At 38.6% G+C, this 16,142-nt stretch carries 12 protein-coding genes; 8 read left to right on the plus strand and 4 right to left on the minus strand.

The genetic code is table 11. The annotated features are described in order from the left end of the window. Positions 1 to 75 precede the first annotated feature (75 nt). On the minus strand, positions 76 to 912 hold the full coding sequence (rsmI, locus tag F928_RS12410; RefSeq protein ID WP_005075551.1) for a 16S rRNA (cytidine(1402)-2'-O)-methyltransferase: 837 nt from the start codon (positions 910 to 912) through the stop codon (positions 76 to 78). 209 nt (positions 913 to 1,121) lie between these two features. Here rsmI and F928_RS12415 point away from each other — a divergent pair, with 209 nt between their 5' ends. From F928_RS12415 to afmiD, 3 genes are all read left to right on the plus strand, one after another. Continuing rightward, on the plus strand, positions 1,122 to 1,523 hold the full coding sequence (locus F928_RS12415) for a YraN family protein (protein ID WP_005070523.1): 402 nt from the start codon (positions 1,122 to 1,124) through the stop codon (positions 1,521 to 1,523). 79 nt (positions 1,524 to 1,602) lie between these two features. Next, positions 1,603 to 2,310: a BON domain-containing protein gene (locus tag F928_RS12420; RefSeq protein ID WP_002117601.1), complete on the plus strand. Its 708-nt coding sequence runs from the start codon at positions 1,603 to 1,605 to the stop codon at positions 2,308 to 2,310. A 3-nt stretch (positions 2,311 to 2,313) separates the two neighbouring features. Further along, a complete protein-coding gene (afmiD, locus tag F928_RS12425) occupies positions 2,314 to 3,177 on the plus strand; it encodes an alpha/beta hydrolase (RefSeq protein ID WP_005075554.1) in 864 nt (287 codons plus the stop codon). 28 nt (positions 3,178 to 3,205) lie between these two features. On the opposite strand, the gene nudC is transcribed toward afmiD, so the two are convergent. From nudC to dnaQ, 3 genes are all read right to left on the minus strand, one after another. Further along, on the minus strand, positions 3,206 to 3,949 hold the full coding sequence (gene nudC / locus F928_RS12430) for an NAD(+) diphosphatase (protein WP_005070517.1): 744 nt from the start codon (positions 3,947 to 3,949) through the stop codon (positions 3,206 to 3,208). Further along, positions 3,949 to 5,592, minus strand: coding sequence for a hypothetical protein (locus F928_RS12435; RefSeq protein WP_005075556.1), 1,644 nt, complete (start codon positions 5,590 to 5,592; stop codon positions 3,949 to 3,951). The genes nudC and F928_RS12435 overlap by 1 nt, the downstream gene beginning before the upstream one ends. Positions 5,593 to 5,722: 130 nt before the next feature. Beyond that, the gene (gene dnaQ, locus F928_RS12440; RefSeq protein ID WP_005075558.1) at positions 5,723 to 7,102 is read right to left on the minus strand and encodes a DNA polymerase III subunit epsilon; all 1,380 of its coding nucleotides are present in this window, start codon (positions 7,100 to 7,102) and stop codon (positions 5,723 to 5,725) included. A 233-nt stretch (positions 7,103 to 7,335) separates the two neighbouring features. On the opposite strand from dnaQ, the gene mltD reads away from it, so the two are divergent. The 5 genes from mltD to yejF are packed head-to-tail and all read left to right on the plus strand — an operon-like array spanning position 7,336 to position 16,066. Beyond that, positions 7,336 to 10,551, plus strand: a complete 3,216-nt coding sequence (mltD, locus tag F928_RS12445; RefSeq protein ID WP_005075562.1) for a lytic transglycosylase — start codon at positions 7,336 to 7,338, stop codon at positions 10,549 to 10,551. Positions 10,552 to 10,566: 15 nt separating this feature from the next. Then, a complete protein-coding gene (locus F928_RS12450; RefSeq protein ID WP_005075564.1) occupies positions 10,567 to 12,402 on the plus strand; it encodes an extracellular solute-binding protein in 1,836 nt (611 codons plus the stop codon). Positions 12,403 to 12,433: 31 nt separating this feature from the next. After that, positions 12,434 to 13,486 carry a microcin C ABC transporter permease YejB gene (yejB, locus tag F928_RS12455; RefSeq protein WP_005075570.1) on the plus strand — a complete coding sequence of 351 codons (1,053 nt, stop codon included), beginning with the start codon at positions 12,434 to 12,436 and terminating at the stop codon, positions 13,484 to 13,486. Further along, positions 13,486 to 14,496: an ABC transporter permease gene (gene yejE / locus F928_RS12460; RefSeq protein ID WP_005075572.1), complete on the plus strand. Its 1,011-nt coding sequence runs from the start codon at positions 13,486 to 13,488 to the stop codon at positions 14,494 to 14,496. Before yejB ends, yejE begins: the two co-directional genes overlap by 1 nt. Further along, complete coding sequence (gene yejF / locus F928_RS12465; protein WP_119030171.1) at positions 14,471 to 16,066, plus strand: ABC transporter ATP-binding protein; 1,596 nt, start codon at positions 14,471 to 14,473, stop codon at positions 16,064 to 16,066. Before yejE ends, yejF begins: the two co-directional genes overlap by 26 nt. Positions 16,067 to 16,142 lie beyond the last annotated feature (76 nt).

The raw sequence follows: 16,142 nt of genomic DNA on the forward strand, positions 1-16,142 counted from the left end.
AATATTATTATGCAAAATTCATGCACAGTGATGATGAAGGCTATTTATTGTTCATCACTGTGCTTAATCAAAAGATTAAGATTGTGTTAACTCAAGCGCACGTTGATAAGCGACTTTTTTCTTAACTCCTGTTAAATCAGCAGCCAGTTGAGATGCCGCTTTAACAGATAAATCTTGAAGTAAGCGCTTTAAAAGCTCATCTAATTTCTCTTGTTCCAGATCTGTCTTTTCTGGTGCACCGCCAACTACTAGAACAATTTCGCCTTTTTCTTGATTGTGATCATTTTCAATAAAACTGACCAAATCTTTTAAAGTCATTTTTTTGATGGTTTCAAAGGTTTTGGTAATTTCACGTGCGAAACCTACAGGACGATTTTCACCAAATACCTCAGCCATATTTTTTACACACTCTAAAATACGATGTGGTGCTTCATAAAAAATTAAGGTCTGAGTTTCATTTTTGAGTTTTTCTAATTGAGAAATACGTTGAGAAGCTTTTGATGGCAAAAATCCTTCAAAACTAAAACGATCACTCGGTAGGCCTACTGCACTTAAAGCGGCAATTGCAGCACATGCGCCAGGCACAGGAACAACCTTAATGCCATGTTCTTGAGCAGCTCGAACTAACTTAAAACCAGGGTCACTAATAAGTGGTGTACCAGCATCACTAATTAAAGCAATGTTATCGCCTGCAAGTAATTTTTGAACTAACTGCTCAATTTTATTACTTTCATTGTGGTCATGACATGCAGTAAGTTGAGTCGATATATTATAGTGCTTAAATAATTGTGCTGATTGACGTGTATCTTCGGCAGCTACAATAGAAACTGATTTTAAAATATCAATTGCACGGAAAGTCATATCATCTAAGTGCCCGATTGGGGTGGCTACAACGAATAACTGAGCACTCATTTGGTTTTACTCCGTACAGATAAACAATTTTAATGGGGTAGTTTACCCGAAATTATGATTTGGGCGTGAACAATGTCTGCCAACCTTTGCTTTTCCAAAATGATCTGATTTTCATTTGTTCAATTTAGATCAGAAAGTACGGGTATATTTAGCGAAATAATTTAAGCATCAAAATATGTGGTGCTACTTTTAATTTGGGGAAGATAAGAATGCTATTAGCGCAGCAGTTGGGGAAATGGGCAGAGCAAACAGCTTTAAACCTGTTGCAAAAGCAAAACTATGTATGGGTAACCAGTAATTACCATTCACGCCGTGGTGAAGTGGATTTGATTGTTAAAAGAGGGCAAGAGCTGGTTTTTGTTGAGGTAAAGGCACGTACTATAGGAAATTATGGACAGGCTTGCGAAATGGTGACAAGAACAAAGCAGAAGAAAATTATTAAAACCGCGATGCGTTTTTTACAGCGCTACCCATCTTATCAGGATTTTTATTGTCGTTTTGATGTGATTTGTTTTGATTTTCCACAGAAAATTGCAAAAACAGTACAGCAAGACTTTTCAAATTTCCATTATGATCTGCAATGGATCGAAAATGCATTTACTTTGGATTAAGAGTTCATTACTCTTTTGAGCAAATTAAAACCGATGTTTTATGATCAAGCCAAGAAGAGATTGATAGGAGTCTGGTGGAGTGTTGAAACGTATTGCTGTAACAGCGCTTTGTGTCGCAAGTTTGTCAGGTTGCGCAAGTTTTATTTCTGGTGGAACAGGTACAGCTCCAGTCGGAACAGATAGTGGTGTACGTAGCTTAGGTCAGGTATTCATTGATTCTTCAATTAAACGTACAGCGAATATTAACCTCTATAAGCTTGATCAGCGTTTTAAACAATCACGTATTAATATCGAAAGTTTCCATAGTACTGTTTTATTAACAGGACAAGTGCCAGACCCATACTTGAAACAATTGGCAGAAGACAACCTTAAAGCCATGAGTGATGTAAAAGCTGTACATAATTACATTACCGTGGGTAATAAGGTCAGCTATAACACGATCATGCAAGATGCTGGTGTAACTGCAAATACACGTGCTCTATTAATGAAAGCGCCAGTTGTATCGGACAGTAAAGTACTTGTCCATACTGAAGATGGTGTTTTATATGTGATGGGCCGTTTAAATACAGCTGAAATTAATGATTTAAATAATGTGCTTCAAAATGTTGGTAACGTGACCAAAATTGTGACACTCATTGATAACGTTGATTTAGCACCTGCGCCAGCGGCGAGTACTGCTAGTGCAACAACTACACCAATTATTAATAACGTCATTGCTCAACCAACAGTTCAAACTCCTGTTGCAATTGATCCTGACCAAACAGATCCAGCTTCGAATGCACAGTAATATATGAATCTGATTGAACAACTACAAAGTAAAATTGAACAGGCGCGAACTCTTTATAAAGAGTTCCGCCTTTATGATTTGGGGAGTTTTGCTTTAAACCGTTTTACTCCAAAAGATGGTTTTGAACAGGTCGCAAATGTACGTTATGGTCTAAAGCCGCGTCACCGTTTGGATATTTACCGATCTGTTAAAAAACTAGCACATCAGCCTCTTATTGTTTTTGTACATGGTGGTGCTTGGCAACATGGTAATAAGCGAGATTATCTTTTTATTGGTGAGACGTTTGCTAAAGAAGGCTATGACGTTGCAGTTATCAACTATCAATTAGCTCCTAAAAATATTTTTCCGAGTTTTGTTGATGACCTGACTCAGGCATTGAATTATTTACATCAAAACCAAGACAAACTAAAAATTTCTACAGAAAATGTTGTGCTTATGGGGCATTCAGCAGGGGCATTTAATGTAATGTCTGCTGTTTATCACCCAACGCCAAATCCTATTCAATGTTTAGGCAATATTAAGGCGATTTTCGGTTTAGCTGGACCTTATCATTTTGATTATAAGGGTGACCCACTAGCTGAAGATGCTTTTGATCAAAGCATTTCTTATCAAGAAGTGATGCCATACTATTTCGTCAATCAAAATAGTATTAAACATTACTTGCTCATGGCTGAAAATGATCAGCTTGTCGGCAAAGAAAATACGTTGGATTTGGATCGGGCTTTAAGACAGAGTGGAAATCACAGCCATATCGCTGTGATTCCTAAAACTGGACATATTACAATTTTGGCCAGTCTTTCTAGCTTTATTAGCCACTATTTCAGAACGAAAAGAACGATCTTACATTTTCTCGAAGAAGTGTTTTAAACGAGAGTCTCGTTTAAAACACGGCAGATTACCCAGCTTGGGTAATCTGCATAATCATTGAATGAGCAATACTTCCTTTAAACGGAATCTCAGGTAATTGATCAATTTTGAAGAATTGGGCATCTGCAATTTCTTCTTCTTGAAGCTTAATTTCACCCGACTCATATTCTGCCCGAAATGCCACCATAAGGTTACTTGGGAATGGCCAAGGCTGACTTGACATATACTGAATATTTTTAAGTTTTAAACCTACTTCTTCAAAGGCTTCACGTTGTACTGCTTCTTCAAGTGTTTCGCCCACCTCAACAAAACCTGCAATCAAACCATACATATTGGTTTTGTTGTGAACTGATTTAGCCAGCAAGATTTCATCATCACCACGAGTAATGACGGTAATAATGCAAGGGTTTACACGAGGATATTGATGGTAGCGACAAGAAGGGCATACCATTGCATATTCGGTTGGATGAACTTCTGTCGGATGTCCACAGTGGCTACAAAACTTATGGTTACGTCGCCATTCAAGTAATTGAACAGCACGGCTCGCTTGCAAAAACTGTTCTTTCGACCAGCTGGTAATAAGCTGGCGAATTGGGACAAGTTGTAAGCCTTCGGGGATAGGTTCCTCAGCAAGCAAGTCACGTGCAATGACTTGCTCATCATGAGTGAAAAGTAAATCACTTGCTAACTTTTCGACTTTGGGTAGTTGGAGATTCTGGTCAACCAGTAATTGTTGATGATGGAAAATATAAGCAAGTGATAATTCAGACATTAAGCTGCCTTTTTTTGAAGTTGTTGACTACTCGACAATGCTACATTAAACATGGATTGTAGAACAGGTTGTTTATTTTTTAAATTGTCAACTAACATGTCAATGCCTGCTAATACGTTAAAAATACAGTGAATTTGGTCTGTATTAAAAGGCTGGCTTTGTTCAAGTTGCTCTTGAACAAATTGGGCAGTTTGGAGTAAAGCATGTTGTTGAGTCGTGCTTCCTAAAAATTCAGCTGCACCCGCTAACTCTTTTAATGAACCTGCAATCGCTTCAATATTTTGTGTCTGATCATTGGCATACAAAGTAAGACTTTGGCAGATAAAATCAATTAAATTTTTTGTCTCAGTAAGCAAAGCTTGGTGAGCTTCATCAAGACGATCTAAAGAAATAGCCGTATTATTTACGCTAAGTTGTAGACGATTTGACGTGTAATTGCGTACCAAAATACCAATTGAGTTCATGGCAGATAAAATACTGTTCATTAGCTGCTGAGCATAGTTTTCGTCACTTAAAATGTTAAGTTGACTTAAACTGCTGGCTTGTTGAGAAAGAGCAGATGCGGCTTCAACAAGGTTTAGAAGTTTAAAGGTATATGCCAGTTGTAAAAGGCTCGCTTGTAGTTGTTGTGCTTTTTCAGGCGACATATTTTGATAGTTGTATTCAATATCATTCCGCACCTTATTCATTTCATCCAAGATTAATTGGCTGACTGTGTGCATCGTGTCAAAGTCCGGACCAAAAAGATGGCGACTTAAAACGAGTAATTGAGTATCAGTTGGTGTCTCATCACCAATATGAAGCTGGTTACGAATAAGGTAAGCAATCTCATCTTCTTGAGCGATGACAATACTTAAAATATCTGCGAATGCCGCTAAATTAGGTTCAAAACTTTCGGGTGCTGCCAAAAATAGAGCAATATGACTTTCAATATTAATCAGTACACGTAGGCGTGAATCATTTAAAAGTAAGTCATCAATATGGTTAAAAGCGTAATTGACGAGCTGCCAATATTTTTGGCTTGGCTGAGTGTTCGCCATGCTGACCAAATAGGTTGCAATAAGTTTAAAGGCTTGAAAATTCTGAGCTGAGGCTGTCTTTTTTAAAAATTGGTGTAGAGATAGTTTGTATAGTTGATGGATGAACTGAGTTTTTTCACTAATTAATATTTCAGGCAAGGGTAGTTCAAGCGAAGTATTTGCAAGTAAAGGAACAATAGCTTGTCCCGATGTAGTTAGAGGCTTATTTAAAGCCAATTCTAAATTATTTAAGGTTGTAAGAAGAAATTGTGGAACTTGTATTTCACGCAAACAGATAAATTCAATATAACGCTTTACCATGGTCGTGCCTTCACTTAGGGCAACCACATCATCCGTATTAATTTGGGTTGGATTCGCAATAATTTTTTGCATCAACTCAGTCGAATATTGAGTGATTTTTGCAAGATAAGGAACATCAATTAAGCGTAGAACTTGAGTGCATTGTTTAAATTGTTCTAATGCATCATCAATACCAAAAGGGAGAGCCTGTTCTTCAATTAAGGTACTTACTGCACCTTCAACCAGTTTTATTGAACGATCAATTTCATGTTTAATGATGAGTAAAGCTGTTGGATCGAAATGAATCGACGTATGCTCAGACATAAACGTTCCCCTTTGCAAAAAAATCAATTGTTATATTCGTAGTGCTCAATAATTTGAGCTAAAAATCTATGCGACTAATATAACTTAACTTACAAAGGGGAAAAGCTAAAAACACTAAAGAATCAAAAATTTATTTTGCAAAAAGGCAAGGTTCTCCGTGTTTTTCCTCATATTCTTTGACCCAAGTCTCATGTGTATTTAACTCTTCATCTGAAGGGTAAATTACAGGGAGGTCAATTTGAACTCTGCTTCTATTGGTTGTTTGCTGGCTATTTTCACTCTGAGATAAGGCATCTATATCAAAAGAAACCTGACCACCAGTCATTGCCAAGTAGACATCAGCAAGAATTTCAGCATCGAGTAATGCGCCGTGGAAAGTACGGTCACGTGCTGGAATTTCATAACGTCTTACAAGCGCATCAAGGGAGTTTTTTTGTCCCGGATGTTTGTTTTTCGCTAAAGCTAAAGTATCTGTTACCTCACATACTTCAGAAAGTGCAGGAAGTCCTACGCGTTTAAACTCCATATCAAGGAAGTTCATATCGAAGGTCGCGTTATGGGCAATAATCTCTGCACCTTTGAGATAGTCAAATAAGGTGTCAGCAATGTCCGCATAGAGCGGTTTATCTTTTAAGAAATCATCACTGATACCGTGGATGTTTTCTGAGTCTCCCACTGGTTTTTGTGGGTTGATATAAATATGAATCGAGCTACCCGTAAGCTTACGGTTAATCATCTCAATCGCGCCCACCTCAATAATGCGGTCGCCATCTTGGAAATAAAAACCAGTAGTTTCCGTATCGAGAATCAGTTGTCGAGGACCTTGTAATTTTAACTTGGCTTCGGTCACAACGATTTGAGGATGAATGTTATTGGTTGGCTGCTTACTTTCTTGTTCGGTAGTTTCAACTTCAATAATTTCTTCTTCCACAATAATCATCTCAACTTCTTCAGATGCTTCAAGATGAATATTTTCTTCTTCAGTTGCGTCAGCCAGATCAAATCCGAAAGGGTCATCTAGCAGCCAGTCCTGTTCAGGCTTTTTTATATCTTGCGATACAGTGGCAGACTGTGGTTGCTTGAGTTCTTTAGCAGTTTTGTCTGCACCTAAATTCGCCAACTGGTCTGCCATTTCATTGCCAGGGTGTCCTGCATGGCCTTTAATCCAGTTCCACTCAATATTTCTACCTGCACAGACAGCATCTAATTTCTGCCAAAGGTCAGGATTTTTTACATCTTTCCAGTTTTTCTTTTTCCAACCATGAATCCACTCAGTAATACCTTGCTTCACATAATTTGAATCTGTCCAGATAATCAAATGTGCATCGGTTGGGCAAAATGAAACACCTTCAATGGCAGCAGTGAGTTCCATACGGTTATTGGTCGTATCAGGCTCACCGCCAAATAATTTATGTTCACCCTGCTCGGTAATGACATATGCGCCCCAACCACCTAAACCCGGATTGCCACGACATGCACCATCAACATACAGTGTGATTGTTTGAGACATAAATCGAAACCTAAACTAAAAGAAAAAGAACTGAATATGGTGTATTGTATACGCAAAAAGTTCGGTTCCATCGTATCAAAGCAAGGTTTTTTTAATTTCTTGTAACATTTCCATGCAAATGACATTAAATTATTGCCTTGTCTATCTTGCACGCTTTACTACAATGGCATCGAAGACCTAGGGTTTGTGGGCAGACCCCAAAAAAATATTACGCGAGTTGTTTGGAAGTTTTTATGTATAAACCAACCACATTTGTGTGGCAGCCATCTGCAGCATCATTGTTTAAAATTACCGTACTTAGCTCTGCGTTAGCTGCGTTGGGTATTACAACAGGCTGTTCATCGACTCCGCAATCTGCAAAAACCTCAAAATCGAAACAGGTCAGTGGTGCAGGTTATTTAGATGCAAGTAGTCTTGATTCATTGGAAGACTTACTTTCAGCAACTGATATGCGTGCTGTAGAGGGTGACCGTCTGCTTATTTTAAAGCATGGTGATGTCTGGAAACGTATGTCTGTTGGTTTCAAAATGGATTTGAACCATTGGGATTCACGTATTGAAGCTCAGCGTAGTTGGTTTATTTCTCGTCAGCCTTATCTTGATCGTTTAAGTGCCCGTGCAAGTCGTTATTTGTACCATACAGTTAAAGAAGCTGAACGCCGTGGTTTGCCGACAGAACTTGCACTCTTACCTGTAATTGAAAGTTCATATGACCCAGCTGCAACAAGTAGCGCAGCCGCAGCAGGTTTATGGCAGTTTATTCCGAGTACTGGCCGTATTTATGGCTTAAAGCAAACAGGCATGTATGATGGCCGTCGAGATGTTGTTGAGTCGACTCGTGCTGCCTATGAGTTTTTAGGAAGCTTATATAATCAATTCGGTTCTTGGGAGCTTGCTTTAGCAGCCTATAATGCTGGACCGGGACGTATTCAACAAGCAATTAACCGAAATCAGGCAGCAGGTTTACCAACTGATTATTGGTCTTTAAAATTACCTCAAGAAACCATGAACTATGTTCCTCGTTTCTTGGCTGTTGCCCAAATTATTAAAAATCCAAAGGCTTACGGTATTTCTTTACCACCAATTGCAAATAGACCCCATTTCCGTGAAGTGACTTTATCTGCACCTTTATCTTTAAATGAAATTGCTTCTGTAGCTGGATTAAGTCGTTCGGAACTCTATGCATTAAACCCGGGATATCGTGGTGAAATGGTAGACCCTGCAAGTCCAATGCGTATCTTGATTCCAGCAGATTTAAGTCCTTCAATTGATAATAAATTAAAAGGTATGAAGTCTGGCGGTGGTTCAGGTTGGTGGGCAAATGTGACTTCACCATCTAAGCCAGATGTAAGTGCTTCAACATCTGTGACAATTAAAACCACGCCTGCAAATCAGGTGCAACCAGTTAAACCGTCAACACCTACTAAAACAACCAGTAGCTCTACCACGTTAAAAACTTCAACTCCTCGTGGGTCTGATGCTTTAGCCGCGTTTGCAGCTTCGGCTGATGTACCAAGTGCTCCACGTATTCCTGTTGCTGTGACACCTGCGGCAAATATTAAGCAAGTGAAGACAGAACCACCAATCTCGGCTGCAGAACGTGAAAAGATTTTAGCGGCAGTTCGAGCTGAAGGTGAGAAAGAAACAGTTCAACAAGCTTTAGAGCCACAACCAACGCAGGCTGAAAAAGATCAAGTAGTTGCCGAGTTGAAGGCTATTGCACCACAAGGAACAGAAATTGTTGATCCTTATGATGGCAAAATTAAGTTAACTGCGATTCAAACAAGCCAATCAGTTGCAGAGCAACAAGGTAAAGAAGTAAGTAAAGGTTTTGCATATCCAAAAACTTTAGCTGAAGACGTGACTGTAGCTAACTCTGAAGATGGGCAGCGCAATAAAGACAAGCCTTACATTAAAACTGATACAGATGTAGTGGTTGTACAGCCAAAAGGCAAACGTAGTACCTATACAGTTTTACCGGGTGATACTTTAGCCGTTATTGCGATGAAAAACGGCGTAAACTGGCGCGATGTTGCTAAGTGGAACCAGATTGATCCAGAAAAGACGTTATATGTTGGTTCAACGCTTTACCTTTATGATGCTAAGCCACAAGAAACTCAAACGACTTCAAAAAGCACAGCTAAACCAGATGTATATGTCGTTCAGGCTAACGATAGTTTAAGCGGCGTGGCTAACCAGTTTAATTTGTCAGTAAGACAATTGGCTGAATATAACGATTTATCAGTGACTGATGGCTTATTTGTTGGGCAAAAACTACAGTTAAAAGAACCAAAAAATAGTCGCTCAAGTGCTAAAGCAGAACCGAAAGCTGTTCAGGCAAGTGCAAAACGTATAGCAACTAAAAGCTATACTGTGAAGCGCGGTGAATACCTTAAATTGATTGCAGATCGTTATGCGCTCTCTAATCAGGAACTTGCTGAATTAACACCGGGATTAACTGCGGGCAGTAACTTAATGGTAGGCCAAAAAATTAATGTGCCTACACAAGATATTTCTGTAGATGAAGTTGCTGAAACTAAGGCTTCTAGTAAATCTGAGAAAGCATCAGCAAGTGTTTCTTATAAAACAGAAGGCTATAAAGTACAACGTGGTGATACTTTATCGAGTATTGCAACTAAATCAAAAATTAGCCTAGCTGAGTTAGCCGAGTTAAATAACTTAAAAGCAAATAGCCATGTGCAGCTTGGTCAAACTTTAAAAGTACCGGCAGGCTTAAGTGTTCCAGAACAATACGTTGTACAGTCTGGCGATAGCTTAAATGCGATTGCAAGTAAATATAATTTGCAAACAAGCTATTTGGCTGACCTAAACGGTTTGTCTCGTACTGCTGGTTTGCGTGCTGGTCAACGCTTAAAACTAACAGGTACGGTTGAAGAAGCGCCAACTAAATCTTCTAAAAACGCCAAAGAAGAAACACCAGAAACTTATACAGTTAAATCTGGTGATAGCTTAGGTAATATCGCTAATCGCTACCACTTACAGTTGGACTATCTTGCTTCATTAAATGGTCTTTCACGCAACAGTAGCGTTCGTGTGGGGCAGCGTTTAAAGCTAACGGGTGATGTGCCTACAGTTGAAACAGCTAAAGTAGATACTAAGTCTTCAACTAAAACAGTTGCTGCTGGTAAAAACACTGAAAGATATACGGTTAAATCTGGTGAGTCTTTAAATAGTATTGCGAGCCGTGCGGGTATTTCAGTGCGTGAACTGGCTGAAATGAATGCATTAAAAGCAAATGCTAACTTACAGCGCGGTCAGAATATTGTGATTCCAAAAACTGTCGTGGAATACAAAGTGAAGCGTGGTGATACCTTAATCGGTCTTGCGAGTAAATATGGTTTAGAAACCAATTTATTGGCTGAGCTGAATAATTTAACGCCTTCTACTCAGCTTCGCATTGGTGATGTGATTAAAGTGCCTAATTTGTAAAATAATTAGCCACTGATGCATAAATTAAATTTTCAACTGAGCCTGCTAGTCGGGCTCAGTGTCATTTCCCATAGTGTTTTTTCTGCACAGCAAACCACTTCATATATAGCGATTCATTCTAAGCCTAAGTATTTAGAAATGATGGCTATGCCATATGCAAACCCTAATGCACCTAAAGGTGGCCTATTAAGTCAGGCAGCTCAAGGAACTTTTGATAACCTCAATAGTATGAATGGGAAAGGGAATGCTACAGAAGGCGTTAATTATCTTTTTGATACTTTAATGACACAATCACTTGATGAGGTTGGAGTTTTATATCCGCTTTTGGCTCAGAAAGTGAGTTATGACCCAGAAAAAACGCAATCAGTGACTTTCTATTTAAACCCTAAAGCGCGTTTTAGTAATGGGCAGGCAGTCACTGCGGCAGATGTTAAATTTAGTTTTGATGCCTATCAGACTAAATCTAATTTAGGTTTGCAAATGTACCTTGCTGATTTAGCAAAAACAGAAGTAATAAATGCTCATCAAGTAAAGTTTAGTTTTAAGTCTACACATAACCCTAAAATGCCATTCATTTTGGCAACCCTACCCATTTATTCAAAAGTAGATTGGCAAAAAAGAGATTTTAGCCGAATTACCTTACAACCGATTATTGGTTCGGGGCCATATGTAGTTGAACGAGTTGATCCGGGTAGAAGCATCAGTTATAAAAGAAATCCAAATTATTGGGCAAAAGATTTACCTATTAATAAGGGGCGTTATAACTTTGACCGCTTGAGATATGTTTATTATCGAAATTGGGATATTGCTTTTGAAGGATTTAAATCTGGGCAATACACTTTGCATGAAGAAACTAATCCTAAAAAATGGGTAACTGATTACCGGTTTCCAGCCGTAAAAGCAGGGTTGGTTTCTCAATATAAGTTTCGTCACCATAATCCGATTGCCACTGAAAGCTATGTTTTTAATACGCGACGAAAACCTTTAAATGATATTCGTTTTAGACAAGCTTTAACCTATGCCTATGACTTTGAATGGCAGAATAAGGCTTTGTTTTATGGACAATATCAGCGCCTACAAAGTTATTTTGAAAATAGTGAATTAGCTGCAACAGGTCGACCTTCAAAAACTGAATTAGAGTTGTTAAAGCCGTTATTGCCTAAGTTATCTCCACTCATGCAGCAAGGTGTTTTAGCAAACTGGAAATACCCAGTGTCAGATGCAAGTGGATTTAACCGTCAGAATTTGTTGACTGCACGGCAATTACTGATACAAGCTGGTTATAAAGTTAAAGAAGGGCAGCTATTTACGCCTGAGGGAAAGAAAGTTCAGCTCGAATTTTTAATTCAGCAAGATGGTAAACAACGAACACTTCTACCTTTTATTCGTAACTTAAAAAAATTAGGTATTGCAGTTAATTTACGTCAGGTTGATGCTCCGCAATATTTAGAACGAACTCGCCGTTACGATTTTGATATGACCACAATGAATTTGCCGCAATCTCTCAATCCGGGAAATGAACAAACTCAGTTCTGGGGGAGTGTAGCTGCAGCTCAGGATGGAAATTACAATTATGCGGGAATTCGTAATCCAGTAATTGATCAAGTGATTGCAAAACTCGTTGCAAGTAAAAGCCGTGAACAACAGATTATTTATACTCGCATTCTCGATCGATTGCTTAGAGCTGGTTATTATCAAATCCCGACTTATGGTAAAGGTGAAAACTGGTATGCTTATTGGAATATGTATCAACAACCTAAAGTTAAACCAGCGCTTTCTTCTGGGATAGAATATTGGTGGAGTGATGCAAACAAAGCCAAAAAAGTTGCCAAATATTTACATCAACAATAAAAAGCACCTGCCATAAAGGAAATCCTGTTATATGGGTTCATATATTCTCAAGCGACTTCTTTTAATGATTCCCACATTGTTTGTCATTTTATTGATTAACTTTGTGGTTGTGCAAATTGCACCGGGTGGGCCAGTTGAGCAAGCAATACATCAGGCACAAAGCGATTTGGGAATTGGCCGTGCATTGAGTGCAGAAACTTATTATCAAGGTGCTCAAGGTTTAAGCCCTGAAATGGTTGAGCAAATTAAGGCTCAGTACGGCTTTGATCGTTCTGGCCCTGAACGATTTTTTCTAATGTTAAAAGGCTATTTAACTTTAGATTTTGGACAAAGTTTCTTTAAAGATAAACCTGTTGTGCAATTGTTGTGGGAAAAAATGCCTGTTTCCATTTCACTTGGGCTGGTGAGTACTTTACTCATTTATCTCATTTCTATTCCGCTGGGAATTAAAAAGGCAAAACAGCAGGGCTCTTGGTTTGATCGATCAACTTCTTTAGTGCTTGTGGTGGGGTATGCTGTACCAAGTTTTGTATTTGCGATTTTGTTAGTTGTTTTTTTTGCAGGTGGGTCTTATTTCCAATGGTTTCCACTACAAAACTTAGTCTCAGATAACTTTCATCAACTCAGTCTCTGGGGCAAAGTTACCGATTATTTATGGCATATGACTTTGCCACTGATTACGATGGTATTAGGCGGTTTTGCCAGTTTAACCTATTTAACTAAATACTCATTTTTAGAAGAACTCAATAAACCCTATGTTTTGGCAGCCTATGCAAAAGGGTTGAATAGCCAACAGGTCTTATATAAGCATGTCTTTCGTAATGCCATTTTAGTTGTGCTCGCAGGATTGCCAGAAGCGTTAGCAGGTATTTTCTTTGTAGGTAATCTATTTGTAGAAATTATCTTTCACCTAGATGGGGTGGGTTTGTTGGGCTTTGAAGCTATTGTCCAACGTGATTATCCTGTTATTTTTGGTGTTTTATTTTTCTTTACTTTATTTAGCCTAATTTTACGTCTCATTTGTGATGTGTTGTACCAATGGATTGATCCAAGAATTCACTTTGACGCACAAGGAGGCAAATAATGTCTTTAATTGTGCGCACACGATTACAGCGTTTTAGACAGCATAAATTGGGTTGGGCCAGCTTTATTCTATTTAGTCTGATTTTGATTTTGTCCTTAGCTGCGGAGTTAATTGCTAACGATAAACCGCTTTTAGTGAAGTATGAAGATTCTTACTATTCACCCGTGTTAAAAACTTATCCTGAAACTGCGTTTGGTGGGGTGTTTGAAACAGAAGCTGACTATAAAGACCCCGCCGTACAAGCGCTTATTGAAGCTAAAGGATGGGCAGTTTGGCCCCTCATTCAATTTTCATATCAAACTCCCAATTTAGATTTGGCAGTTCCTGTGCCATCACCACCTTCCAAGCAAAACTGGTTGGGAACAGATGATCAAGGAAGGGACGTTTTTGCGCGTATTCTTTATGGCTTAAGAGTATCGTTACTTTTTGGCTTGGCCTTAACATTTTGTTCTGCTTTATTTGGAATTACGGTAGGCGCTATTCAAGGTTACTATGGTGGCTGGGTCGATTTATTGGGGCAACGTTTAGTGGAAGTCTGGAATGGCTTACCCATGCTTTTTATGGTCATGATTTTAGTCAGTATGTTTGTTCCAAATGTATATTGGCTATTTTTCATTATGTTGTTTTTCGGCTGGACTGTTTTGGTAGGCATCGTTAGAGCAGAATTTTTGAAAGCTCGCCAGCTAGATTATGTTCGTGCAGCCCAAGTTTTGGGAGTGACTGATCACGCAATTATTTTTAGGCATATTTTGCCAAATGCGATCAGTTCGAGTTTGTCTCAGTTACCTTTTATTTTAACAACTAACATTAGCGCTTTAACTGCTCTTGATTTTTTAGGATATGGTCTACCGCCAGATGCGGCCTCTTTAGGTGAATTATTACTACAAGGTAAAAATAATTTAGATGCGCCATGGCTAGCAATTTCAGGCTTTTTTAGTCTGGCGATTGTTCTTTCACTTTTAATTTATATTGGGGAGGCGGCTCGTGATGCTTTTGACCCAAGAAAATAATTTAAATCCCGCTTTAGCATTATTAAAAGTAGAGCAACTTTCGGTTCAGACCAAAGACCGAAAGGTGTTATTAGAAGATCTAAATTTTTACTTAAGTGAAGGTGAGACACTCGCTATTGTGGGCGAAAGTGGTTCAGGTAAATCGATGAGCTGCTTAGCAATAATGGGCTTGCTACAAGATAAATTAGAAATAGCGGGGCAGGTCTGGATTGGACCGCAAAATATGCTTGAGCTAGATGAAAGAGCTCAATCAAATTTACGTGGTCGACAAATCGCTATGATTTTTCAAGAACCTGCTAGTGCTTTAAATCCGCTCCATTGGGTTGAAAAAATTATAGGGGAAAATCTTCTTTTATCTGGTTTTTCAAAACAAGAAGTTCGACAGCAAATAGTCGAATTACTAAAAGATGTGGGAATTGTTGAACCAGAACAAATTTTAAAACGTTATCCACATGATCTTTCTGGTGGGCAAAGACAACGTGTCATGATCGCGATGACATTGGCACTTCAGCCTAAAATTTTGATTGCTGATGAACCTACTACTGCGTTGGATGTGGTTTTACAGATACAGATTTTAGAGCTATTAAAATCTTTGCAAAGCAAATATGGGATGGCACTTATTTTAATTAGCCATGACCTCAATTTAGTACATCGCTATGCTGAGAAACTTATTGTATTGCAAAGTGGGCGTGTCGTGGAGCAAGGTGAACTGAGCCAAATCTTTGTAAATCCTAAAACTAGTTATACAGCACAATTATTAGATCATGATTTTGGAAGTGTAGAGTCTAGACCCGCTCAACAGAATGTTTTATCAGTTCGACAGCTCAGCGTGCAGTTTCCTATAAGAAAAGGAATTTTAAATCGCATTCAAGGATATTTCACCGCAATAGAAGATTTGAGTTTTGACCTTGCTCAAGGTGAAGCACTTGGGGTAGTTGGTGAAAGTGGTGCGGGTAAGTCATCTTTAGCCCTCGCTTTGGTTCAGCTTATTCAGAGCAAAGGACAGATTGTTTTCTTAGGTCAAGATTTAAATCAGTTACAGCCAAAAGCCTTGCGTTTGATGAGATCTGATTTTCAACTTGTATTCCAAGACCCATTTGGAAGTTTAAACCCGCGTATGACAGTAGGGCAGATTATTGCTGAAGGATTGAAAGTGAAAGCAGTAGCTGATAACGAGATCAAACAGCAAGTTGAATCTGTATTGGTAAAAGTTGAATTGGCTGAAGATTTTCAACACCGTTATCCTCATGAACTTTCAGGTGGACAGCGTCAACGTGTCGCCTTAGCCAGAGCTTTGGTAGTGCAACCGAAACTTTTAATTTTGGATGAACCTACCTCTGCCTTAGATCGGACCACGCAAAAAGCCATGATCAAGTTGTTGAGACAATTACAGCAAACTGAGCAGTTAAGTTATATTTTCATTAGTCATGATCTCAATATAGTAAAAGCACTTTGCCACAAAGTGATGGTATTACGTCATGCCAAAGTTGTTGAATATCAGGAAACTGAACTCTTATTTTCTAAGCCTCAGGCTGAGTATACGAAACAGTTAATTAAAGCATCCTTTTAAAGATATTTTTATAATTTATTGTTTTATATAAATAAATTTTAGTTAAACTTCTAATGCAAAAAGTTGCATATTTTTA

Source organism: Acinetobacter pittii ATCC 19004 = CIP 70.29, assembly GCF_000369045.1.
GTDB classification, from domain to species: Bacteria; Pseudomonadota; Gammaproteobacteria; order Pseudomonadales; family Moraxellaceae; genus Acinetobacter; species Acinetobacter pittii.